This window comes from Streptomyces sp. P9-A2 (assembly GCF_036634175.1).
GTDB classification, from domain to species: Bacteria; Actinomycetota; Actinomycetes; order Streptomycetales; family Streptomycetaceae; genus Streptomyces; species Streptomyces pratens.
In genome coordinates this window covers 252,460-275,884 of the sequence record NZ_JAZIFX010000001.1, presented here as the reverse complement: position 1 = coordinate 275,884, position 23,425 = coordinate 252,460, and the positions used below count along the sequence as shown (strand labels likewise).

Annotated in this window: 20 protein-coding genes; 9 read left to right on the top strand and 11 right to left on the bottom strand. The window is 72.3% G+C overall.

Annotated elements, in window-relative coordinates; all coding sequences use genetic code 11:
* The first annotated feature begins 29 nt into the window (after nucleotides 1-29).
* Nucleotides 30-2,018 (top strand): galactose-binding domain-containing protein, encoded by a 1,989-nt coding sequence (locus V4Y04_RS01160; RefSeq protein ID WP_332432659.1) that lies wholly within the window; start codon nucleotides 30-32, stop codon nucleotides 2,016-2,018.
* An 85-nt stretch (nucleotides 2,019-2,103) separates the two neighbouring features.
* Here the strand turns inward: V4Y04_RS01160 and V4Y04_RS01155 are convergent, their stop codons facing one another.
* Entirely contained in the window at nucleotides 2,104-3,696 is a 1,593-nt protein-coding gene (locus V4Y04_RS01155; protein WP_332425141.1) for a glycerol-3-phosphate dehydrogenase/oxidase, read from the bottom strand.
* Nucleotides 3,693-4,292, bottom strand: a complete 600-nt coding sequence (locus tag V4Y04_RS01150; RefSeq protein WP_332425140.1) for a TetR/AcrR family transcriptional regulator — start codon at nucleotides 4,290-4,292, stop codon at nucleotides 3,693-3,695. Before V4Y04_RS01150 ends, V4Y04_RS01155 begins: the two co-directional genes overlap by 4 nt.
* A 72-nt stretch (nucleotides 4,293-4,364) precedes the next feature.
* Between V4Y04_RS01150 and V4Y04_RS01145 the strand changes: the two genes are divergently transcribed.
* Entirely contained in the window at nucleotides 4,365-5,996 is a 1,632-nt protein-coding gene (locus V4Y04_RS01145; RefSeq protein ID WP_332432658.1) for an FAD-binding oxidoreductase, read from the top strand.
* Nucleotides 5,997-6,147: 151 nt separating this feature from the next.
* Nucleotides 6,148-7,029 carry a diacylglycerol/lipid kinase family protein gene (locus V4Y04_RS01140; RefSeq protein ID WP_332425139.1) on the top strand — a complete coding sequence of 294 codons (882 nt, stop codon included), beginning with the start codon at nucleotides 6,148-6,150 and terminating at the stop codon, nucleotides 7,027-7,029.
* 183 nt (nucleotides 7,030-7,212) lie between these two features.
* Here V4Y04_RS01140 and V4Y04_RS01135 read toward each other — a convergent pair whose 3' ends face one another.
* The 4 genes from V4Y04_RS01135 to V4Y04_RS01120 form a co-directional block, all read right to left on the bottom strand.
* Nucleotides 7,213-8,055, bottom strand: coding sequence for an alpha/beta fold hydrolase (locus tag V4Y04_RS01135; RefSeq protein ID WP_332425137.1), 843 nt, complete (start codon nucleotides 8,053-8,055; stop codon nucleotides 7,213-7,215).
* A 205-nt stretch (nucleotides 8,056-8,260) separates the two neighbouring features.
* The gene (locus V4Y04_RS01130; RefSeq protein ID WP_332425136.1) at nucleotides 8,261-9,604 is read right to left on the bottom strand and encodes a cytochrome P450; all 1,344 of its coding nucleotides are present in this window, start codon (nucleotides 9,602-9,604) and stop codon (nucleotides 8,261-8,263) included.
* A 162-nt stretch (nucleotides 9,605-9,766) separates the two neighbouring features.
* Nucleotides 9,767-10,216, bottom strand: coding sequence for a hypothetical protein (locus V4Y04_RS01125; RefSeq protein ID WP_332425134.1), 450 nt, complete (start codon nucleotides 10,214-10,216; stop codon nucleotides 9,767-9,769).
* Between the two features lie 201 nt (nucleotides 10,217-10,417).
* The gene (locus V4Y04_RS01120; RefSeq protein ID WP_332425132.1) at nucleotides 10,418-13,699 is read right to left on the bottom strand and encodes a family 78 glycoside hydrolase catalytic domain; all 3,282 of its coding nucleotides are present in this window, start codon (nucleotides 13,697-13,699) and stop codon (nucleotides 10,418-10,420) included.
* Nucleotides 13,700-13,990: 291 nt separating this feature from the next.
* Between V4Y04_RS01120 and V4Y04_RS01115 the strand changes: the two genes are divergently transcribed.
* Nucleotides 13,991-14,428, top strand: a complete 438-nt coding sequence (locus V4Y04_RS01115) for a hypothetical protein (RefSeq protein WP_332425130.1) — start codon at nucleotides 13,991-13,993, stop codon at nucleotides 14,426-14,428.
* Between the two features lie 119 nt (nucleotides 14,429-14,547).
* Nucleotides 14,548-15,102: a hypothetical protein gene (locus tag V4Y04_RS01110; protein ID WP_332425129.1), complete on the top strand. Its 555-nt coding sequence runs from the start codon at nucleotides 14,548-14,550 to the stop codon at nucleotides 15,100-15,102.
* 85 nt (nucleotides 15,103-15,187) lie between these two features.
* Here the strand turns inward: V4Y04_RS01110 and V4Y04_RS01105 are convergent, their stop codons facing one another.
* The 3 genes from V4Y04_RS01105 to V4Y04_RS01095 form a co-directional block, all read right to left on the bottom strand.
* Nucleotides 15,188-15,610 (bottom strand): DUF350 domain-containing protein, encoded by a 423-nt coding sequence (locus V4Y04_RS01105; protein WP_332425128.1) that lies wholly within the window; start codon nucleotides 15,608-15,610, stop codon nucleotides 15,188-15,190.
* 143 nt (nucleotides 15,611-15,753) lie between these two features.
* The gene (locus tag V4Y04_RS01100) at nucleotides 15,754-17,877 is read right to left on the bottom strand and encodes a bifunctional serine/threonine-protein kinase/ABC transporter substrate-binding protein (protein ID WP_332425126.1); all 2,124 of its coding nucleotides are present in this window, start codon (nucleotides 17,875-17,877) and stop codon (nucleotides 15,754-15,756) included.
* Nucleotides 17,874-18,107 carry a hypothetical protein gene (locus V4Y04_RS01095; protein WP_332425125.1) on the bottom strand — a complete coding sequence of 78 codons (234 nt, stop codon included), beginning with the start codon at nucleotides 18,105-18,107 and terminating at the stop codon, nucleotides 17,874-17,876. Before V4Y04_RS01095 ends, V4Y04_RS01100 begins: the two co-directional genes overlap by 4 nt.
* A gap of 114 nt (nucleotides 18,108-18,221) precedes the next feature.
* Here V4Y04_RS01095 and V4Y04_RS01090 point away from each other — a divergent pair, with 114 nt between their 5' ends.
* Nucleotides 18,222-18,617 (top strand): hypothetical protein, encoded by a 396-nt coding sequence (locus V4Y04_RS01090; RefSeq protein WP_332425124.1) that lies wholly within the window; start codon nucleotides 18,222-18,224, stop codon nucleotides 18,615-18,617.
* A gap of 10 nt (nucleotides 18,618-18,627) precedes the next feature.
* Here V4Y04_RS01090 and V4Y04_RS01085 read toward each other — a convergent pair whose 3' ends face one another.
* A complete protein-coding gene (locus V4Y04_RS01085; protein ID WP_332425122.1) occupies nucleotides 18,628-19,512 on the bottom strand; it encodes an IS5 family transposase in 885 nt (294 codons plus the stop codon).
* Nucleotides 19,513-19,542: 30 nt separating this feature from the next.
* Nucleotides 19,543-20,037, bottom strand: coding sequence for a hypothetical protein (locus V4Y04_RS01080; RefSeq protein ID WP_332425120.1), 495 nt, complete (start codon nucleotides 20,035-20,037; stop codon nucleotides 19,543-19,545).
* Nucleotides 20,038-20,567: 530 nt separating this feature from the next.
* Here V4Y04_RS01080 and V4Y04_RS01075 point away from each other — a divergent pair.
* The 3 genes from V4Y04_RS01075 (at nucleotide 20,568) to V4Y04_RS01065 (ending at nucleotide 23,425) form a co-directional block, all read left to right on the top strand.
* On the top strand, nucleotides 20,568-21,920 hold the full coding sequence (locus V4Y04_RS01075) for a ricin-type beta-trefoil lectin domain protein (RefSeq protein ID WP_332425118.1): 1,353 nt from the start codon (nucleotides 20,568-20,570) through the stop codon (nucleotides 21,918-21,920).
* Between the two features lie 65 nt (nucleotides 21,921-21,985).
* Nucleotides 21,986-22,444, top strand: coding sequence for a hypothetical protein (locus tag V4Y04_RS01070; RefSeq protein WP_332425116.1), 459 nt, complete (start codon nucleotides 21,986-21,988; stop codon nucleotides 22,442-22,444).
* Nucleotides 22,445-22,846: 402 nt separating this feature from the next.
* Nucleotides 22,847-23,425, top strand: coding sequence for a tellurite resistance TerB family protein (locus V4Y04_RS01065; protein ID WP_332425115.1), 579 nt, complete (start codon nucleotides 22,847-22,849; stop codon nucleotides 23,423-23,425).

Genomic DNA, 23,425 nt, shown 5'->3' with positions numbered 1-23,425 from the left:
TCGTCTCCCTGCTCCTGTTCGTGCTCGCCATGTCCCTCGGTCCGACGCCCAGTTCGGCGGCCGACGGCAACTGGTGGGAACCGACCGCACGGCCGGCTCCGGACTCCGGCATCGGCGTCACCGGCGAACCCTTCACGGGTACCGACGCGCGCGGCGAGGTCCGCGGATTCGTCGACGCGCACAACCACCTCATGTCCAACGAGGCCTTCGGCGGTCGGCTCATCTGCGGCAGGCCCTTCTCCGAGAAGGGGATCGCCGACGCGCTCAAGGACTGCCCCGAGCACTACCCCGACGGCTCACTCGCGATTTTCGACTTCATCACCAACGGTGGTGACGGCAGGCACGATCCGCACGGCTGGCCCACCTTCGTGGACTGGCCCGCCCACGACTCCCTGACCCACCAGCAGAACTACTACGCCTGGGTCGAACGGGCCTGGCGCGGCGGGCAGCGGGTCCTGGTGAACGACCTCGTGACCAACGGCGTGATCTGCTCCGTGTACTTCTTCAAGGACCGCGGCTGCGACGAGATGACGTCGATCCGGCTGCAGGCGAAGCTGACGTACGACATGCAGGCCTACATCGACCGGATGTACGGCGGCACGGGCAAGGGCTGGTTCCGTATCGTCACCGACAGCACGCAGGCCCGGCAGGTCGTCGAACAGGGCAAGCTGGCGGTCGTCCTGGGCGTCGAGACCTCCGAACCCTTCGGCTGCAAGCAGGTCCTGGACGTCGCCCAGTGTGACAGGGCCGACATCGACGCCGGGCTGGACGAACTGTACGACCTCGGCGTACGCAGCATGTTCCTGTGCCACAAGTTCGACAACGCCCTGTGCGGAGTCCGCTTCGACGAGGGAGCGCTCGGCACCGCCATCAACGTCGGCCAGTTCCTGTCGACCGGCACCTTCTGGCGGACGGAACAGTGCACAGGGCCCCAGCACGACAACCCCATCGGCCTGGCCGCCGCGCCCGGAGCCGAGGCGGAACTGCCCCAGGACGTCGACGTCCCCGCCTACGACGAGGGCGCCCAGTGCAATGTGCGGGGGCTCACCGGCCTCGGCGAGTACGCGGTGCGCGGCATGATGAAGCGCAACATGATGCTCGAGATCGACCACATGAGCGTCAAGGCCACGGGCAGGGCGCTCGACATCCTCGAGGCCGAGTCCTACCCCGGCGTCATCTCCTCGCACAGCTGGATGGACATCGACTGGACCGAGCGGGTCTACGGTCTCGGCGGCTTCGTCGCCCAGTACATGCACGGCTCGGAACACTTCGTCGAGGAGGCGAGGCGCACCGAGGCGGTGCGGGACGAGTACGGCGCGGGCTACGGCTACGGCACCGACATGAACGGCGTCGGCGGCTGGCCCGCCCCGCGCGGCGCGGACGCGCCCGACGCCGTCACATATCCTTTCCGCAGCGCGGACGGCGGATCCGTCATCGACCGGCAGACCACCGGCGAGCGCACCTGGGACCTCAACACCGACGGAGCCGCGCACCACGGCCTGGTCCCCGACTGGATCGAGGACATCCGGCGCGTCGGCGGCCAGGACGTGGTGGACGACCTCTTCCGGGGTGCCGAGACCTACCTCGGCACCTGGGGCGCCTCCGAGCGGCACCGGCCCGCGGCCAATCTCGCCGAGGGCGCTTCGGCGACGGCGAGTTCGGCCGAATGGAACCCGTTCACGAGCTACGCGCCCGGCCGTGCGGTGGACGGTGACCGGGGCACCCGCTGGGCCAGCGACTGGAGCGACGACCAGTGGCTGCGCATCGACCTCGGCGCCATGCGCGAGGTCGGGCGCGTCACCCTCGACTGGGAGCGCGCGTACGGGAGGTCGTACCGCGTCGAGCTGTCCGCCGACGGCGCCGTCTGGCGGGCTGTCGGGTCCGTCACGGCCGGCGACGGCGGCCTCGACACGGTCCGCTTCACCCCGCAGCAGGCCCGCCACGTCCGCGTCGTGTTCCTGGACCGGGGGACGGAGTGGGGCTACTCCCTGCACGAGGTCGGTGTGCACGGCAGGTGACGGACCGGCGCGGGCCGGCCGCGCCGGTCCGCGCCGGCTCGTCGCGACCGAGTTGTCGCGACCGGACCGTTTCGGCCGGGCGGGGTCAGCTGTGCCGGGGCAGGGCGTCGTCCAGCAGGGCCCGTACCGCGTCCAGGGCGGCGGCGCGGTCCGCGGGGACGAGGCCGATCCGGGTGCGGCGGTCGAGCAGGTCGCTCTCGTCGAGCGCCCCCTCGTGGCGCACCGCCCACAGCAGCTCGGCCCCGGTCACCGGATGGCCGGGCAGGACGGGATCACCCAGCCGGGCGTCGCGCACGCCGAGGGCGTGCACGGCGGGCGCCTCCGTCCCGTAGTGCCGCACGAGGTGACGGGGTGCGGGCAGGGCGGCGAGGAACCGCGGCGACGCGGCGCCCACCAGGGGCAGGGACGCGGTGCGTGACGGGCCGGCCGGCAGCCGGCGGACGCGCACGGCGGTGTCGACGGCGTCCTCGGCCATCCGCCGGTATGTGGTGAGCTTGCCGCCGACCACGGTGACGACGCCCTCGGACGAGGTCAGCACCGCGTGCCGCCTCGAGACGTCGGCGGTCCTCGGCGCCGTACCGGATCCCTCCGCCGAGGTGTCCAGCAGGGGGCGCAGGCCCGCGAAGGCCCCCACGACGTCGGCGCGGTGCAGCGGGACGTCCAGGACCGAGCACAGGACGTCCAGGAGGAAGCCGATGTCCGTCTCGGGTGCCTCGGCGACATCGGGGACGGGGCCGTCCACGGGTTCGTCGGTGAGCCCGACGTAGACCCGGCCGTCGTCCTGGGGCAGGACGAGGACGAAGCGGTTGGTCTCCCCGGGTACCGGGATGTGCAGACCGGCCGGAAGCGGGCCGAGGCTGTCCGGGCGCAGCACGAGGTGCGTTCCGCGCGAGGGGCGGATCCGGATGCCGTCGACGAGGCCCCCCGCCCAGACGCCGGACGCGTTGATCACCGCGCGGGCGCGTATCCCGCCCTCCTCGCCGGTGAGTTCGTCGCGGACCCGGGCACCGGAGGCGGTCAGGTCCAGGGCCCGGACCCGGGTGAGGATCCGCGCCCCGTGCGCGGCGGCGGTGCGGGCGAGGGCGGTCACCAGCCGGGCGTCGTCGGTGAGCCGGCCGTCCCAGGACAGCAGGCCGCCGCGCAGCCCGTCGGCCCGTACGGCGGGAGCCAGATGGCGGGTCTCCGTCGCCGAGATCCGGTGCGGCGCGGGCAGGGTCGCACGCGCGGTACGGGCCGCCAGCCGCAGGGCGTCACCGGCCCGGAAACCGGCCCGCGCCAGGGCGGCCCGACCGGGGGAGACCAGGGGGGTGAGGGGCAGGACGAACGGCTGCGCGCGCACCAGATGGGGGGCGGTGCGCTCCATCAGCACCCCGCGCTCGACCGCGCTCTCGTGGGCGACGTCGAGCTGTCCGGAGGCGAGATAGCGCAGCCCGCCGTGGACCAGCTTGCTGCTGAAACGGGAGGTGCCGAAGGCCAGGTCGTGGGCGTCGACGGCGACCACGCTCAGCCCGCGGGACGCCGCGTCCAGGGCGGCCCCGGCGCCGGTGGCACCGAGCCCGACGACGAGGACGTCGACGACGTCGCCGCCCACGGCCGCGGTCAGGTCACGGGTGCGGCGGCCGGCGGACAGGGACGACGAGGAGGGGGCGGAGGCGGCCGGTCCGGTGCGGGAGGTCACGGGGCGAGGGTCCTCTCCAGGATGTCGCGCAGTTCCGCGAGGAGGGCCTCGTGGGTGAGGTCCGGATCGTCCTCGTCGGTCATGGTCCGCAGGGACAGGGTGAAGGACTGGACGACCAGCAGGACGGCCCGCGCCTGCCGTTCGGGGTGCCCGGCGCGCACCGAGCCGTCGGCGTGCCCCTCGCGCAGGGCGTCGGCCAGCAGCTCCAGCATGGCTTCCTGGCTCGCCCCACGCCGGTCCAGCACGTAGGGCAGCAGCAGTTCGGGATCCACGCCGACGATCTTCCGGAAGAGCGGATGCTCACCGAACGCACGCACCCCCGCCACCAGCCCGTCGACCATCCTCGCCCGGGTGGCCAGTCCCGGCCGGGACTCCGGGACGGCCCCCGTGGCCACGCCGATCCACTCCCGCGTCATGAGATCGCCGACCAGCGTGCGCACATCGGGCCACCGCCGGTACAGCGTCATACGGGAGACCCCGGCCCGGCGGGCCACGTCGGTCAGCGTGGTGCGGCGGACCCCGACGGCCAGGACACAGTCGCGCACCGCGTCGAGCACGGCGTCGTTGTCCGCTTGGTTGTGACGAATAGGCGTCATGTGTCACAGTGTAACGCCACGTGAGGCCGTCGGTGACGGCCTCGTTCCCCTCGACCGGTGAGGACGACAGTCATGGACATGCTGTGGAGCGGCTGGGGCGACCCGGCCAGGGCCAAGCCGCTGCCCGACACCGTGATCGGACTCCTGCGCGACATGCTCGGTGTCAAGCCGCGCCCGAACACACCGGTCACCCTCGGCGAAGTGACCGTCCCCGAACCCCGGTTGGAGCCCGCGGCGCGCCGTGCGCTGGCCGCCGCCCTGGACGGTTCGGACGAGGGCACGGGCGGTGGTGCGAACGGCGGCGAGGACCCCGTGCGCACCGACCCGGAGACCCGGATCCGGCACACCCGCGGCAAGTCCACCCCCGACCTGCTGCGCATCCGGGACGGCGACGTCACCGGCCTCCCCGAGGCCGTCCTGTACCCCGCGAGCCACGACCAGGTGCTCGCCGTCCTGCGCGCCTGCGCCGAACACGGCCTGGCCGTGGTGCCGTTCGGCGGTGGCACCTCCGTCGTCGGCGGACTCACCCCCGGCCGGCCGCGCCCCTTCGTCGCCCTGGACCTGCGGCGCATGGACCGCCTGCTCGCCCTGGACCCGGTCTCCCGCACCGCCACCCTGCAACCCGGCCTGCGCGCCCCGCAGGCCGAGGCGCTGCTAGCCGAACACGGCTTCACCCTCGGTCACTTCCCCCAGTCCTACGAGTGGGCCACCATCGGCGGCTTCGCCGCCACCCGCTCCAGCGGCCAGGCGTCCGCCGGCTACGGCCGCTTCGACGAAATGGTGCTCGCCCTCACCCTCGCCACCCCCGAAGGCACCCTCGACACCGGCCGGGCCCCGCGCTCGGCGGCCGGCCCCGACCTGCGCCAGCTCGTCCTGGGGTCCGAGGGCGCCTTCGGCGTCATCACGTCGGTGACCGTACGGATCCGGCCCGTCCCCCGGACCCGTGTCCACGAGGGCTGGCGCTTCGACTCCTTCGAGCAGGGGGCCGCCGCGCTGCGCCGCCTCGCCCAGGACGGGCCGCGCCCCACCGTGCTGCGGCTGTCCGACGAGACCGAGACGCTGATCGGCCTCGCCCAGCCCGAGGCGATCGGCTCCGGCACCGCGCAGCCCGCCGGATGCACGGCCGTCGCCGGCTACGAGGGAACGGAGGAGGACACCGCGTACCGCAGACAGGGCGCCGCGGCCGTCCTGCGCGCGTGCGGCGGGACCCCGCTGGGCGAGGAGACCGGCCGGAACTGGGCGCACGGCCGCTTCTCGGCCCCGTATCTGCGCGACTCCCTCCTCGACGCCGGGGCGCTGGCCGAGACACTGGAGACCGCGACCTTCTGGTCCCGTGTGCCCGAGCTGTACACCGCCGTCCGCGACGCCCTCACCGGCACACTCACCCGGGCCGGCACCCCGCCCCTGGTGATGTGCCACATCTCCCACATCTACGAGAACGGCGCCTCGCTGTACTTCACCGTGGTCTCGGCCCAGGGCGACGGCGACCCCGTGGCGCACTGGACGCGCGCCAAGCACGCGGCCAACGAGGCGATCCTCGCCGCCGGCGGCACGATCACCCACCACCACGCCGTCGGCACCGACCACCGGGACTGGTACGTCCGCGAGATCGGCCCGCTGGGCACCGACGCCCTGCGCGCCGTGAAGCAGCGCCTGGACCCGGCCGGAATCCTCAGCCCCGGCGTCCTCCTGCCCACGGACTGACACGCGGATCACGGACCGGCATACGGATCACGGACCGGCATACGGCCCGCCGGCTGCTGTCCCATCGGACGACCGCCCGTCCTCCAGCCGCCCGACCGCCCCGCCAGACCACGTCCCCTCCCCATCCCGTCGGCCCGCCCGGAGGCACCCGATGCGACAGTTCACCGCCGTCGTCAATCCCACCGCGGGCGGATCCACCGGAGCGGCCGCGCTGCTCGCCCTCGCGCGCCTGCTCCGGGAGGCCGGCGCCGAACTGCACACGGAGTACAGCCGCAGCCTGGCCCACGCGCGGGAACTGGCCCGCGAGGCGGGCCGACGGGGCCGGGTGGTGCTGGCGGTCGGCGGAGACGGCATCGCCGGAGCCACCGGCGGCGCGCTCAGCGGAACCGGCGCGATCCTCGGTCTCGTACCGGCGGGCCGCGGCAACGACTTCGCCCGTGCCCTGGGCCTGCCCGCCGACCCCGCGGCCCTGGCCCGGATACTGCTGCACAACGAACCGCGGCCGGTCGACACCATCGAGGTCGAGTCCGCCGTCCACGACCGCGCCGTCGTCCTCGGCAGCGTCTACGCCGGCGTGGACGCGCTCGCCAACCGTCACGCCAACCGGTCCCGGCTGCTGCGCGGCTCCGCCTCCTACTACGCCGGCGGCCTGCGCGCGGTCACCGGCTGGCGGGCGGCGCGCTACCGGGTCACGGTGGACGGCGAGGAACACACCCACACCGGATACACCGTGGTCGCCGCCAACTCCGGCTACTACGGATCGGGCCGTGTCATCGCCCCCGACGCACGCGTCGACGACGGAGTCCTGGAGATCGTGATGATCGCGGACGCCCCACGGCGGCTGTTCTTCAGCCTGATGAACGACCTCAGGACCGGTGTCCACGTCCACCGGCCCCAGGTGCGGATCCTGCGTGGCAAGGAGATCCGCATCCTCGCCGACCGGGACGTCCCCTACGGGGCGGACGGCGAGGTCGAGGCGGTTCTCCCGGTGACGCTCAGGGTCCTCCCCGGAGCGCTCCGCGTGCTCCGCTGACCGGCCCCGGCGGCCTCCGCCTCGCCCCGGGAACGTGTGCTCCGTTCCACGCGCCGGACGTACCCGACTCATCGGGCGCGTCCGGCGCGACGGGTTCGGCGACGTGGGCCGCCGGCCCCGCAGCAGCACCTCGCGTCAGGCGTCGAGGCGTCGAGGCGGCGAGGCGGCGAGGCGGTCGGGCCGTCAGGCCGACTTGCCGAGGAAGGACAGCAGCGCCCGGTTGACCTCCTCGGCATGCGTCCACAGCAGGCCGTGCGGGGCGCCCTCGATCTCCACGTACTCGGCGCTCGGCAGTGCCTGGTGGAACGGGCGCCCGGTCGATTCGATCGGCAGGATGTTGTCCGCCGTACCGTGCAGGATCAGGGCGGGTACGTCGATGGCGGGGATGTCGCCCCGGAAGTCGGTGAACCATGTCATCGGCGCGGCCGCCGCGGCGAAGAACCCGCCGGAGGAAGCCGTGCACCAGCTGTTGCGAACGGCTTCCGGGCTGATCCGGCTGCCGAGGTTCTCGTCGAGGTTGTAGAAGTCCTTGAAGAACGACGTGTAGTACGCGTACCGGTCCGCCTTCACCGCCGACGAGATGCCCTCGAAGAACTCGCGGGGCGCCGCGCCGGCCGGGTTGTCGTCGGTCTTCAGCAGAAAGGGTTCCAGCGAGGCCAGGAAGGCCACCTTGGCGATCCGGCCCGAGCCGAACCGGCTGACGTAGCGGGCGACTTCACCGGTGCCCATGGAGAACCCGACGAGTACGGCGTCCGAGACGTCGAGGGTCTCCAGGACCGTGTTCAGGTCGGCGGCGAAGGTGTCGTAGTCGTAGCCCGTCGTCGGCCGGCCCGACCGTCCGAACCCGCGCCGGTCGTAGGTGATCACGCGGTACCCGGCGTCGAGCAGCGCGGCGGACTGCTTCTCCCAGGAGTCGCCGTCGAGCGGGAACCCGTGGATGAGGACCACGGGCTGTCCGGATCCGTGGTCTTCGTAGTAGAGCTCGATGTCGGTGGAGTTCTCGCGTCCCACGGTGATGTGAGGCATGGGCTTTCGTCTCTCCTCGGCTCGGTGTCGGACGACCCGGCTCCCACGGCCCCACCGGGGCGGCGCGACCGGGCGACCCCTCCAGGTTCGCGCGACCTGCGCGAGCCCGCATCCGGTCACGTGCCGACGAGGGGGCGCGGCTGCCGGGCCACGCCCCCTGGACGGGGCCGCCGCCGGTCTGCCGGCCCGGCTGCGCCCCACGAGGTCAGCCGTTGCGGGGCCGCACGGTCATGACCAGCCTGCGAGGGCGGACGGTGGCACGGGCCACCGGCTCGACGATCTGACCGGGGGACAGGGTCAGCCGGACCCTGCGCAGGATCGTCGCGAGGGCGGTGACCAGTTCGGTGAGGGCGAAACGGTCGCCGATGCACTTGTGTTTGCCCGCGCCGAAGGGGAGGAAGCCCGGCGGCGGACCGCCGTCCAGCCACCGGTCCGGTACGAAGGCCGATGGATCGGGGAACAACTCGGGGTCGCGATGGAGGGCATGCTGGCAGTAGGCGAGTTCGGTGCCCGGAGGCAGGGTCCACCGGCCGAGGCGGGTCTCGGTGACCGTACGCCGGGTGACGAGCCAGCCGGTGTGGTGCAGCCGCAGCGTCTCGGTGATGACGCGGTTGAGGAAGGGCAGCCGGGGCAGATCCTCGAAGGTCACCGCTCTCCCGCCGAGAACCTCGTCGAGTTCCCCCAGCACCCGGTCCTCGACATCGGGACGGCGGGCGAGTTCGTACAGTGCCCAGGAAAGCACCGACGCCGTCGTCTCCGTGCCGGCCACGGCCAACGTCAGGATCTCGGAAGAGATCTGATGGCCGGTCAACTGCTGCCCGCTCTCCTCGTCCCGGGCTCGCAGCAGCAGGGACAGCATGTCCCCGGTGTCGCGTCCCGAGGCCTGCAGTTCACCGACCGCCGTGTCGATGGTGGCGCGCACGGCGTCGCGCGCCCGGTCGAAGCGACGGTTGACGGGCAGCGGCAGACGCTCGGCCCAGTCGGGCAGCATGACGCGGGACCCGACCCCGTTCATCACGACCGACAGATCACGGCGGAGCCGGCGGAAGGTCCGCTCGTCCAGGCTGCCGGAGAAGACCGTCTTGGCCAGCATGTCCAGCGACAGTTTGACCATCGCCTCGCGGACGTCGAGTGCCTGGCCGGGACGCCAGCCGTCGGCGGCGCCGGACGCCTCCTCGCGCATGATGTCGACGTACCCGGCGATCCGGTTGTGGGTGAACGCCGGTTGCAGCTGACGCCGTTTGCGGACATGGGTCTGCCCCGCGGCGGTGACCACGGAGTCACCCAGCAACTGGCCCATTTTTTCGAAGAATCTGCCCTTGTCGAGGCTCGGGCCGAGTTCGATGAGCATGGTGCGGATCAGGGCCGGGTCCTGGACGACGACCGTCCGTGTCCCGGGCTGCAGGGTGATCTCGACGAGTGGGCCGTAGGCGGCGCGGAGCGAGGCGATGAATCCCAGGTTGTCCCGCATGAGGTGGACCGCGTGGCCGAGGACCGGAAGCGATCCGGAGGCCCTGGGTATGGGGGGAGGAGGGGCGGAGAGCGTCACGTGGGGGTGCTCCCTTCACAGTGGTGTCCGGCGCGTTGATCACTTCCCTCCTACGAGGGGTGGCTAACCGGACACACCGCCCGTGGTGCACCACGGGCCCCGTGCGAACCGCCCGCCCCGGCGAGGCCGGTGACGGGCGGCTGGAAAGGGCGTCCCCGGAACTCAGCCGGCGTACACCCTGCCCTCCTTCACCACGTAGTGGACCGGGTCGGAGCAGCCGATGGACGGAGTGACCAGCAGGCCGACCGTGAGGGGTGCGGGCTCCGTGCTCGCTGTCGAGAACCGGCAGACGGCGCCCGTACCCGTGAGCGGATACCAGAACCAGCCGTCCACGTCGCCGACGGTCACGCGGTCCGACTCCCTCCGGACGCCGTCGGACCGCGTGTACACCCGCAGGAGCACGGACGCGGCGTCTCCGTCCCCGGCCGAGCGGAGTGCGGTCAGGGTGATCCGGTGGTCGGCGCCGAGGACGGACGACGCGATCCGCCGCTGCTGCGGCACGCCGGGCTCCGCGTCCGACGCCCCGGCGCCGGCGGCACCGAGAGCGGCGGCCATCAGGACGGTGAGCGCCGCGGCGGCGCCACGACGGATGCGAGAACGCATCGGGCTCATGTGTCTCATGCTGCTCCCCCGTTGGAACGAGCGCGAGTCGGCAGGGCACGGAAGGCCGGACCGCATGAACACCTCCCGTTCGAGGAGGTTCAGCGAGCTTCGGTGCGGTTCGGTGAGCTTCGGCGCGGTTCGGCACGGTTCGATGAGGAAGACACCCCGAACGATCCCGGGGTGGTACGGCGGGGCGCGGCCGCCCTCGGGCTACGCCCGGCCGGTGAACTCCCAACTCCCGTGCGGCACCTGGAAGATCACGAACTCCGGCTCCGTACGGAGGTACCGGGCCCCCGCCGGTACCGTGACCTGGGACCTTTCGTCCGCCGGTACGTGCACATCGGCGGTCGCCCCCACGGGGACCCGCACCGCCAGCCGCAGCCGGCCGTCGATCCGGGACCAGGACACCTCCGCCGGCCCGCGCACCGTCCGTATCGTGGTGCGCGCCCAGTCCACGCCCGTACGCGCGTCGGGCCGCACCACGAAGGTGGCGTAGCCCGCGTCGCCCGGCCGCAGGCCGGCCACGTTCTCGTAGAGCCACTGGGCGACCGTGCCCTGGAAGTAGTGGTCGCGGGAGCGGGAGTCGGCCGGCCACATCTCCCACATGGTGTCGGCGCCCTGCGCGTGCCAGTATCCCCAGCTCGGATACGTGCGCTGGGTGGCGACGGCGTGGGCCACGTCCGGGCGGCCGTGCGCGGACAGTACGCGCAGCAGCACGCTGGTGCCGAGCGCCCCGGTGTTGAGGTGGTTGCCGCGTTCCTCGACGTCCCGCACCAGGCTGTCGACGACGGTGGCGCGGGCCCCGGCCGGCACCATCCCGAAGGCCAGGGGCACGGCGTTGGACGTCTGCCGGTATCCGGGGTCCTTCGCCGTGCGGTAGTACCCCTCGGGTCCGAGGAAGGCGGCGTTGAAGGCGTCCCGCAGCTTCCCGGCGGCCTCGCGGTAGCGGTCCGCGGTGTCTCCCTCGCCCAGCGTCCCGCCCACTTCCGCGGTGTGCAGCAGGGCGCGGTACAGGTAGGCGGTCGCGGTGAGCCGGGTGTCCTCGGGTGGATTCCCGCCGTAGCCGGGCGGCAGATAGTCGCCCAGCGCGGTGACCGCCAGACCGTTCCGCAGCCGGGAGAGTTCCCAGTCCAGATAGCGCACCAGCGTGTCCCAGTGCTCGCGAGCGGCCCGTTCGTCGCCGTACACGCGGTACATCTCGCGCACCACGAACGGGTAGACGGTGGTCCACTCGGGGGAGGGCCCCAGATCGCCGTAGCCCCAGCCGCCGCTCGGCACGATCACCGGCAGCTGCCCCTCGCCGGTCTGGCTGTCCGCCAGGTCGCCGAGCCACTTGGACAGGAACCGGTGCACCCCGAAGGCGTAGGCCATGACGGGCGCCCCGAGCTGGGCGTCGCCGGTCCAGCCGTTCTTCTCGTACATGGGCGTGTCGGTCGGGATGCCGTGCAGATTGTTGAGCACGGTGCGGCGCATGGCTCCGTCCAGCCACTCGTAGAACGGCTCGGAGCAGGCGAAGGAACTCACCTCCTCGACGGGCGTGTGCACCAGCCGTCCGAGCACCTGGCCGGCCGAGGGACGCGCGGGCAGTCCGGTGATCTGCACATAGCGGAAGCCCTTGTAGGAGAACGAGGGCTCCCAGATCTCCTCGTCGTCGCCCGCGCAGATGTACTCGTCCGTCTGGAACCGGCCCGGGACGTGGCCCGTCTCGGCGTGCACACTGCCGTCCTCCTTCAGTTTCTCACCGTGCGTCAGGCTCACCACGTCGCCCGCGGCGGCGCCCCGCACGGTCAGCCGGGTCCAGCCCGCCATGGTGCGGCCCATGTCGACCACGTACACCCCGGGGCGCAGTTCGCTGATCCCGGCGGGACGCACGGTGTCGACGATCTCGATCGGGTCGTGCGGCTGGGCGCGCAGCCGCCCGGCCGGTGCCTCCTGGATCAGGGCGGCGCGCCATCCGCTGTCGTCGAAGCCCGGCCGGGTCCACCCGCCGGGGGCCAGCCGGGCGTCGAAGGTCTCACCGGCGTAGAGGGAGTTGGATCGCGTCGGGCCCTCGGCCAGCCGCCAGTCGTCGCCGGAGGCGACGGTCGTGCGGGAGCCGTCGGGGTGGTCCATCTCCAGCTGTGCGAGAAGTCGCGGCTCGCCGTGCCAGGGCGGCCGGTGCCAGTTCCAGACATTGGGGGTCGTCATGCCGAAGAAGCCGCGCCCGAGGGCGACCCCCAGGGCGTTCTCGCCGCGTTCCAGCAGCCCGGTCACGTCGTGCACGGCGTACAGGACGGTCCGGTCGTAGTCGGTGAACCCCGGGTCGAGGACCTGGTGCCCGACCTTGTGGCCGTTGATCTCCGCCTCGTAGTAGGCGAGTCCGCTGATGTACAGCCGTGCCCGGGAGATCTTCTTGCGGACGGTGAAGGCACGGCGGAGCAGCGGTGCGGGCGATTCGGGCGCCACCACGGTCGGCCCCGTGCCCCAGGGCCCCTGGCCGTAGGGCGCGAGGACGACCGCGGGTGTCCAGCCGCTGTCGTCGAAGTCCGGCTGCTGCCAGCCCTGCCGCACGGTCCCGGAGGTGCGCCAGCCGCCGTCGGTGGCCAGTTCGTGGCGCTGTCCGTCCGCCGTGTCGACGAGCAGCCGGACCAGCAGCCCGCCCGGGTTGACCGAGGCCCCGCCGCGGTTGGTGGCGAGCGCGGCCAGGACGACGTCCCCGGCCCGGGCGTCCGCGTCCGGCGCGGCGGTCGCCGCCGCGCGGACGAGTCCGGTGACGTCCGCGGTTCTCCCGGTGCGCCAGCCGTCCGTCTGCTGCGGGGCGTGCAGGACCTCCTCACCGCCGAGGTACAGGGTGAAGTCGTCGTCGGCGGTGGCGACCACCGTGGCCCGCTCCACCTCCGTCCCCGCGGGCAGCGTCAGCCGGCCCCTGAACCACCGCGGGCCCTCGGGCGCGTCGGAGGGGGTGGCGCCCGGCGACCAGATCCAGTCGGCGCCCTCGAACGAGGGTGGCTGCGGCGGAGGGCCGGCCCCGATCCAACGGGCTCGCCACTCGTCCGGCGACAACGTTGTCTCCCACCAGCGCGGTTCGCTCCAGCGTGCCGCGCGTCCCTTCGCGTCCCACACCCGTACCCGCCAGAAGTAGCGGGTACGGGGACGCAGCGCGGGGCCGTCGTAGGGGACCCCGACGCTGCGGTCCGAGGCGACCCTGCCGGAGTCCCACACCATCCGGCCGTCCCAGCGGGCCCGGTCGCGGACCACCTGGATCCGGTAGGCGCTCTGGTGCGCGTTGTGCCCCGGGGCCGCCAGCTCCCACGACAGGCGCGGTCGTTCCACGTCGGTTCCGATGAGCGTCTCGGCGTACTCCACGGTGGTGCGCACGACGCGCAGTCCACCGGAGCGCGGGGCGGCCCCCGATGCGGCGGTCGCCGGCGCGGTGGTGCCGAACGCGCCCAGGCCCGCTCCCGCGGCCACCGTCCCCTGCAGGAACACCCTGCGCTTCCATCCCTCGGCCATGATGTGCGTCCTCTGTTCGCCGTGTCCGGTGATTGAAACGATTCACATCCGTTCTTCGGCGATCCTATGGACCCGGCGCGGGGCCCTACAAGAGGTGTGACGCCGTCAGAAGAGGTGGAGTACGGCCACGAGGGATGAAGAACAGTCAAGTATGAACAGGAAATTCGACGATCCGATCGTGGCTGACGGGTTAATGTCAGTGTCAAGGAGCAGAATGATCACTGAAAGAGATCAACACCGGCGCCGCGCTGGGTACACGGTCTCGAGACCCGGCTCCGGAAAGGCCCAGCGATGCTGTTCACCGTCAACCAGACACAGGACCGTCCGCGCGCAGGGCGGATGAACACCGGTCTCCGAGCGGCCCCCGCGCCGTCGAGCGTCCCGGTCGGCACCGCCGGCGCCGACGTGCTGCGTGTCATCTCCGACCCGCGCACCCCCACCTTCGTCACGGTGTACGCGAACGGCCGGCGCCGGTACAGCTACTGGCGGCCGCTCGATTCCACCACGGGCCAGGGCGGCTGCTACGCGGCCCTGCCCACCGGCGACTGCGACGCGCTGCACGAAGCGGGGAAGATCGAGCTCGGGAACCCCGTCGTGGACGCGAACCGGACGACGTACCGGGTCAGCGCCTCCTCCACTCGGTCCGGTACGCCCTCCCGGGCCCTGGCCGCGCCGATCCCCCCGGTGCGGGAGCGCCCCCGCCTGGTCAGGACCGCCCGCGTCGCCTGAACCGGTCGCGGGGCGCACTCCGTGTACGGCGAGTGGAGTGGGAGACGCGGCGCGGGGGAAGGGGGATCCCCGAAGGCCGGGCACACGGTGCGCGCAGGCAGGGACGCACGGGGAGCACTATGAGAGGCACCAGGACGGCGCACCGGGAAGGAACGGCGCGCAGGCGCCGGGCAGGTACGGGTCAGGCGCTCGCCCTGCTCACCGTCGTCGCGCTGGCCGGCTGCGGCGGCGCGGAGGAGCCGGGCACAACGACCTCGCACGACGCGTACCCGTCGGCGTCCCGGTCCGCCGGCGGCACCGCCCCGGCGCAGCCGTCGGTGTCGGCTGCGGACGGCCGTGACCCGGCGGCCTGTGCGGACGGGAACTGTGAGATCGCGGTGTCCGGACCGGTGACGGTCCGGTTCGACGGTCCGGTCGGCAGCACGACCGTGTCCGTGTCCGAAGTCGGCCCGGACAGGATCGAGTACGAGGTGGAGTCCGGCAACGGCCGGTCCGCGGGCGGCGCCGAAGGCCGCGGCCAGAGCTGCCGCGTCGTGCTCCGCGCAGGCGGCTCCAGCACCTTGTGCGGTGGCATCGGCGACGACGGTCCACCCGGCGCCCGGCCCGGCACCGTAGTCGTCCAGGTGGCGCCGGGGGAGGACGGCACGGCCCTTCTCCACATCGTGTCGGGCTGACGGCCGGTCAAGCTCTGCCGGTGAGCGGGTTTCCCGTCGTCGACACCGGTTCAGGGCTCATGCGGAGGCCGGCAGGTGCCCGGTGTCAGGCGATGGACGCCGAAACGACCGCGGACACCGCGAGGTTGCAGGACGCCGTCACCCAGACCGCGGGGTGCGGCTCCGGGTCGACCAGGGTGCTGCCCAGACGGCCCGGCGTGATGAGGTCCACCACCAGGAACGCCACGGCCATCATGACCAGCCCCAGCAGCCCGAACACGGCGGTCGACACCAGTCCCTTGCCGAAGTCCTCGTACGTCGTCCAGATGGACGTGAACACGATTCCGCCGATGCCGAGCAGCGCGGAACTGAGCACCAGGGCGGCGTTGCGGTTGCGCTCCTCCCAGATCTGCCGGCCGAGCTTTCCGGGCGTCAGCAGGTCGACCAGGACGATGCCGAGCACCAGCAGGAGCAGGCCGAGTGCGCCGTAGGCGGTGGCCCGGCCGAGTCCGTTGACGATGTCGCTCATGGGATTGCCGGCTCCGTAGCGTGAGGGATCGAGTGATCGCGGTCGAGGGCGAGGGCGAGCAAAATGTAGCGCACCCGTTCGACGCGCCGGTGGGTGCGGTCGGCAGAGCGAGCGCGGGGCGCGGCCGACGGCGGCGGAGACCGTCAGGCCTCCCGGCCGGTCTCCCCGCCGATGTCGTCCCAGCGGGCGACGAAGCGGGCGGTTCCGCCGGTGACGCGGTAGAGGAACGCGCCGGCGTCGTCGTTCGACTCGAAGAAATGGCCGTCGGGGTCGAAGGCGATCCTGCGGGTGATGCCCTGCCAGGGACGGCGCAGCAGTTCGGCCCGCAGAGCGGGACGGCCCTCGCCGTCGGAGGAGGCCAGCCCATGGGCGGCGTACCGGACGGCGTCGTACGCCTCGGCCGCCCAGGGGGCGGGCGCGCGGCGGTGACGGCGGCGGTACGAGGCGGCGAACGCCTTGGTGAGAGGGTCGGCGTCGGCGTCGGTCCGGGCCATGCTGACCATCCAGCCCTCCGCCTCGGCGAGGAACCGGCCACCCAGGACGTGTTCTCCGGTGACGCGCGCGCCGCGATGGCGGGTGGACCGCAGGGCGCGGGCCAGCGAGGCGGCGCGCCCGGGACGCAGGCCGGCGAACAGGACCGCGTCCTCGGGGCGTTCGGCGATGCGCCGGGAGACGCCGGTGAACTCCTCGTCCGCCGCGACCTCTTCCAGCGCGGTCTCGCCGTCGACCTTCCCGTACACGGTGGCGATCCGCACGGTCTCGGCGGACTCCTCGGCGTCGGTGAGATCGTGCACGATCACCGTCCTGGCGGGCTTCACGACCCGGTTGAGGTACCGCAGGACCGCGGCCGGACCCACGGTGCCGGTCGAGCGCAGCAGAAGCGAGGTCGTGGTGTTGAGACTGTTGAGCCGGTGGGTGTCGGCCCGGGTGATCAGCAGGGTGATCCGGACACGGGTGCACGCCCGCACGGTCTCGGGCACCGTCGAGTTCGTCCCGGCGGCGATGAGCACCGCCATGTCCCGCTCGGCGGCCAGCCGGGTGGCGGCGCGGGCCGAGCCCTCGGCGGTTCCGCTGTCGTCGGCGGTGCGCAGGACGAGGTCGAAGGACCGCCGTGCGTCCCGGTTGTGCGCGTCGACGGCGAGGCGCGCGCCGCGCGCGTGCGCCGCGAAGACGGTGTCGGTGCGGTGACCGATCAGGCCGACGGCGTACCGGGGCCGGGCGGAGGCCTCGGGCCCGACCGGGGTGTCGCGGGGCCACAGCCACCAGGTCCCGGCCGCCGTGGCCGTGACGCCCAGCGCCGCACCGGCCGTGACCAGACGCCGCCTGGAGGGGGAGGGCGGTTCGGCCGGTTCGCCGGGCCCGGGGCCGCCGACGACGGTGGGTTCGGGGACGGGCAGACCGACGATGCGCGAGGCCTGGGCGGCGACCAGCGCGGGCAGTCCTTCCGGCAGCCATCCGTCCGGCTCGAACTCCCCGAAGACCTCGGACAGCCGGCGTGCGCCGGGACGCGCCCGCGGATCCTTCGCGAGGCACTGCCGTACGACCCGGTCGAGCTCGGGGGGTACGCCGTCCAGGTCCGGTTCCTCGTGCACGGTCCGGTACAGCACCGCGGCCGCCCCGCCGCCTGCGAACACCGCCCGGCCGGTGGCCGCGTGGGCGAGGACGCACCCCAGCGAGAAGACGTCGCTCGCCGGACCCACGTCACGGCCGCGCGCCTGCTCGGGCGACAGGTAACCGGGGGAGCCCACCACGGTCCCAACGGCGGTGAGCGCGGTCGCTCCGAGGGCCCGCGCGATGCCGAAGTCGATGAGCCGGGGCCCGTCGACGGCGAGCAGGACGTTCGCCGGTTTGACGTCGCGGTGGACCAGCCCGGCGTCGTGGACGTCGGCGAGCGCGGCAGCCAGCATCGCGCTCAGGGCCCGTGCGCTCCGGGCGGGCAGGGGACCGTGAGCGGCTACGGCCTCGGCGAGCGACGGTCCCGGAACGAACGCGGTGGCCAGCCACGGTGTGGCCGCCTCGGCGTCCGCGCCGAGCACCGGTACCACCCAGGGGCTCTCCACCCGGCGGGCCAGCTCCGTCTCCCGCGCGAACCGGGTCCGGAAGTCGTCGTCGGCGGTGGCCTCGGCCTGGATCACCTTGACCGCGGCCAGCCGGCCGGAGTCGGTGCGCCCCAGGTACACCACGCCCATGCCGCCCGCGCCCAGGCGCCGCAGCAGCCGGAAGTCCGCGATGCGCGAAGGATCGGAGGGCTGCAGCGGTTCACTCATCGCACACCCTCCGGACCGCCGGTGTCGCGGGTGCCCGACGTCGCACCGGCCCCGTCCGTCGCGTCACCGGCCCCGTCCTTCGCGCCGGAACCGTCCTTCTTCTCGCCACCGGTCGAGGCCCGCCGGGCGACCTCGGCGGCCACCAGACCGACCCCCTTGATCACCTGGGACGAAACGGCGTCCTGCTCCTCCTCGGTACGGCCGGCGCCGACCCGTGCGGTCGCGGCCACGGTGACCGGGCCCAGTCGGTGCTTGTACCAGTGGAAGGGGCTAGGGGCTGTCCGATGGGTCGTGTGAGCTGATCAGGGACGTGGCCTAGTGTTCGCTGAACGAAGGGGGGTCGCATGTTGCGCGATACAGCCGAAGCAGAGGCGGGGATGAAGGGGATCACGTTTCCTGCCTGGCACGGAAAGCACTACGTGACCCTGGCTGAGCTATTGGTTCGCCTCGGCAGCTTCGGCCTGGACCTGACGTGGCGTGTCGAATTCGACGAGATCGTCGATCCTCGCTGTGTCGAGATGGAGAGTAGGTCCGCGGACGCGGGCATGGACACGTTGACACTGTTGTCGTTGACGACCCCCTCCCTCCAGTTGATCGACGCCGAAGCACGTGGGTTCGCCGAGGACAAGCTGGTGCTCGTCCTGACTGAATTCGACAGCTCCTTGTGGGACGTCAGGGCTGTCGACGAGCGCGTACTAAGCGAACTTCGCCACCACTACCCGGGTGCCACGGACCTCTGAACGGGGCGCTTCACTGCAGACGGAGCCATAGGCGGATCGCGGCCACGGTGACCGTCCCGTAGAAGACGTACGCCCGCTTGTCGAAGCGCGTGGCGATGGCTCGGAAGTTCTTGAGCCGGTTGATGGTCCGCTCGACTTCGTTGCGGCGGCGGTAGATCGTCTTGTCGAACCCTGTGGGTCGGCCGCCTTGGCTGCCGCGGCGCCGGCGGTTGGCCCGCTGGTCTCTCGGCTCGGGGATCGTGTGCTTGATCTGGCGCCTGCGCAGGTGACGCCGGTTGCGGCGTGACGAGTACGCCTTGTCTCCCCCGACGTGGTCGGGCCGGGTGCGCGGTCGTCCACCAGCCTGCCGGGGCACGCGGATCTCTTCCAAGACGGGAATCATCTGCGGTGCGTCCCCCCACTGGCCGGGCGTGATGACAAACCCGAGCGGGCGGCACCCACCTTCCCCGGCGAGGTGGATCTTGCTTGTGAGGCCACCTCGCGAGCGTCCCAGGCCCTCATCGGAGCGGTGACGCGCCGGGCTCCTGCGCCGACCGGGGATCTTCGGGGCACGAGTGGAGGCGCCAGCCGCGTGCTGATGAGCGCGGCAGGTCGTGGAATCGACGCTGACCATGCTCCAGTCGATCCGGCCCTCGGCATCGGCGTCGGCCTGGACGGCCCGCAGGATTCTCTCCCACGTGCCGTCCGCCGACCACCTTCGATGACGGTCGTGAACCGTCTTCCAGCTACCGAAGCAGGGAGGCAGGTCCCGCCAGGGGAGGCCGGTCCGCTGCCGGAACAGAATCCCATTGATCACACGACGGTGGCATTGCCAGCGTCCACCCCGCCCGCGATTCGTCGGCAAGTGCGGCTCCAGCCGAGCCCACTCTTCATCCGAAAGATCTCCCCGCCCCATGTCCCACGGAACGAGTTCCCAGCGGGAGCGTCACACGACCCATCGGACACGACCTAGCCCCTTCTCGCCGTCGACCAGGAACACCCCGGACTCCATGAGGTCGTCGTCGGCGATGGCGTTGCGTTCCTCGGCGAACGGATTCGCCTGCGAGTACAGGTCGCGCACCCGTTCCGTGGCGTTCAGCCGCTGCTCCTGGCAGCGCAGGGCCTCCTCGAGGGACACGGCCATGTCCCGGCGCCCGCCCAGGACGTTCTGGTGCACGGTGACGGTCAGTGACACGTACACGGCCTTCCTGCCCTTGGCCTCCGGCAGGACGAACGCCCGGGTGAGGCTGGCCAGTACGCTGCCCGGCAGTGGCTTGCGGCGCCACACGCAGTCCTCGCCCAGCACGGCCCACTCGGCGGGATCACTCTCGTACGGGACGCGTTTGCGGAAGCCGGGGCCGAAGAAGTCCGGCCGCACGGCGAGTTCACGTATGAAGGCGGCCGCCGCGCTCCGTGTTCCGGGCGCCCTGCCCTCCGTCACGGTGTACGCCTCGTCCGACGGCGATGGGCTGGGGGAGGGGGACGGCGACCGGCGCGCGGTCGCTTCGCCGTCTCCGTCCGACTGTTTCCCGGACGCGGTCGGGGAGGAGGAATTCCCGCCCGCACCCTCGGTACATGCGGCCAGCAGCAGTACCCCCGCCACCGCGGCCACGACTGGTCTGTGCGCGGCCATGCCCCGCCCCCTGCTTCGAACGGTCGGTTCCGTTGCTGTAGGCAGTGTGGCGCATGATGAGCGCCTCGGATAGCAACACAGCCTGAGAATTGGGTCCTTGATGTTCACAGAGGCCGGCGAAGGCCCTCCTCGGGTGACGAGTGAACGGCTGTGGATCCCTGGTCCGGACCAGGGTGTTGACGCCCCCTTAACTCACGTCTTGAATCAAGGGGCGACGCGCTTACGACCTCACCCGCGATGGGGAGCCCGCTCGCTATCGCGGGTGAGGTCGTTACCCCCACCCCCACACCTCGGTCGGCGCGCCCGTCCACGCGGGCCGCCGTACGGAAGGGAGAGTCATGTCCTCTCCACGCATGCTGCGCAGATGTCTGACCGCCGCTCTGTCCGCGGTTCTGGTCGCCTCCGCCGCCGTCGGGACCGCCCGGGCGGAACCCGCGGACACCACCACGGCCGCCGCCGCACCCGCGGACACCACCACGGCCGCCGCCGCACCCGCGGACACCACCACGGCCGCCGCCGCACCCGCGGACACCACCACGGCCGCCGCCGCACCCGCGGACGGCGCCGCGGCCGCCGCCGTGACGTTCTCGGACACCTTCGACGGCCCCGCCGGGGCGGCGGTCGACTCCTCGAAGTGGCAGCTCGAGACCGGTGACAACGTCAACAACCACGAACGGCAGTACTACACGTCCGGCAACAAGAACGCCGCCCTGGACGGCCAGGGCCGTCTGGTGATCACGGCTCGCAAGGAGAACCCGTCCAACTACCAGTGCTGGTACGGCACCTGCCAGTACACCTCGGCCCGGCTGAACACCGCGGGGAAGTTCACCGCGCAGTACGGGCACATCGAGGCACGGATGAAGGTCCCGCGCGGTCAGGGCATGTGGCCCGCCTTCTGGATGCTGGGCACACCGGTCGACTGGCCGGCGTCGGGCGAGATCGACATCATGGAGAACGTCGGCTTCGAGCCCTCCACCGTCCACGGCACCATCCACGGCCCCGGCTACTCCGGTTCGGGCGGTATCGGTGCCGGCTACACCCTTCCCGGGGGGCAGGCCTTCGCGGACGGCTTCCACACCTTCGCCGTCGACTGGGCGCCGAACTCGATCACCTGGTCGGTGGACGGCAACGTCTACCAGACACGCACCCCCGCCGACCTGGGCGGACGATCCTGGGTGTTCAACAAGCCGTTCTTCCTCATCCTGAACCTGGCGGTGGGCGGCTACTGGCCCGGAGACCCCGACGGCTCCACCGTCCTCCCGCAGCAACTCGTCGTGGACCACGTCTCGGTGACCACCGGGAACTCGGCCCCGGGCGCCGCCGTCAGGGGCCTGGCCGGAAAGTGCGTCGACGTCGCCGGGGCGAACCCCGCCAACGGGACCCCCGTCCAGCTCTACGACTGCAACGGCAGCTCCGCCCAGCAATGGACCGTGGGCTCCGACGGCACGCTCCGCGCGCTCGGCAAGTGCCTGGACGCCACCGGCAACGGCACCGCGGACGGCACGCCCGTGCAACTGTGGGACTGCACCGGCGGACCCAACCAGAAGTGGACGGTCACCGGGGCCCGCGACATCGTCAACCCCCAGGCCGACAAGTGCCTCGACGTGACCGGCAACAACGCGGCCAACGCCACCCGGCTCCAGCTCTGGACCTGCACGGGCGCCGCGAACCAGAAGTGGACGGTGGGCTGATTCCCGCCCGGCTCGGGCGGGACCGCGACCCCGGTGGCGGTCCCGCCGACCGCCGAGCTGGCCGGATGCGTACTCCCCGCTCGGTCTCGGGCTGGACCATGGCCGTCTTCGGAGCACTCGCCGCGGTTCTGGGCGCGGTGGGGCTGATCGCGCCGGCCGCGCAGTTGTTCCTGCTCGGCCTCGCGACCCCGGACGTGCGGGGTCCCGGCGACCTCACGCCGGCCTTCGTGACGGCGTCCTCGATGGCGGCGCTCAACATGGGCGTGTACTACGTCCTGGCGGCGCTCGCCGACTGGCGGGCCTTCTTCCGCTGGACCGTGCCGTTCAGGCTGCTGACGTGCACGGTGTTCACGGTTGCCGTGATCGGCGGGCGGGCGCCCGAGGCCTTCATCGGCGTCGCGGTGTGGGAGGGGCTCGGCGCGGTGGCGACCGGTGCGGCGCTCCGGTGCGAACGGCGCGCCGCCGCCTGTCCCACCGGCGATGCCCCGGTGGCACCGGGGACTCCGAACAGCGCCGGAGCCTGACTCCGGCCGGGGCGCGACGCCGTGCCTCCCCGCTTCCCTGGCCGCAGCCCTTCACCACGATCGCCTGGCGGCTGAGCCGTCCGAGTGAAACGCTGTCGCTGCGTGCCGGTCACCCCGTCGTCCTCCGCACCCCACGGCAGTGACGCGGAAGGGCAGTTCATCGGCATCGTAGGGCGGGTCGACAGGAAGAGCCGCACCACGGGACCGGGATCACCCCGATCCGTTGCCTCCACCGCGCGCGACCCGATTGACCGGCCACTATGACGACACGACGATAGTTTTTTGCCTTTCTTTTGCTCTCGGGAACACGGCCGCGACGGCGTCCGTTGAGCAGGCGGACCGCACCATCCGGGACTGACGACCGGGCCCGGAAAGACAGCAACAGAAGCCGAGGTGGCACCAGTGGCGATGTGGGACCGGGTCAAGGACCAGGCCAAGGCGCTCCAGCAGTCCCAGGGCACGAGGTCGGGAGGAGGACAGCACGGCAACCCCGGACCGGGACAGTCCGGCGGCCGTGCCCGCGGCTCGTCCGCCGGCGGCTCCAAGGCCCAGCTGATGGGGCTGCTGAAGTCGCAGCTGGCCTCTGCGAAGACGGAACTCAAGAGCGGCGCCTACCGGGACGCGAGCATGGCGATGTGCGCGCTGGTCGCGGCCGCCGACGGGTACGTCGAGCCGGCGGAGCGGCAGCGGGTGGAAGAGCTCATCGTCTCCAACGAGGTCCTGCAGAACTTCCCGCCGGACCAGCTCCGCAAGCGGTTCAACGAGCATGTGGACCAGCTCGTGGCCAACTTCGAGGCGGGCAAGGCGCGGGCGCTGCAGGACATCGCCAAGGCGGCGAAGAAGCCGGTCGAGGCACGCGCGGTCGTCCAGACCGGCATGGTCGTCGCCGGTGCCGACGGCACCTTCGAGGCATCCGAGCAGCAGGCCATCCGCGAGGCCTGTGCGGCCCTGGGCATCTCGCCCACGGAGTTCGGAGTCTGA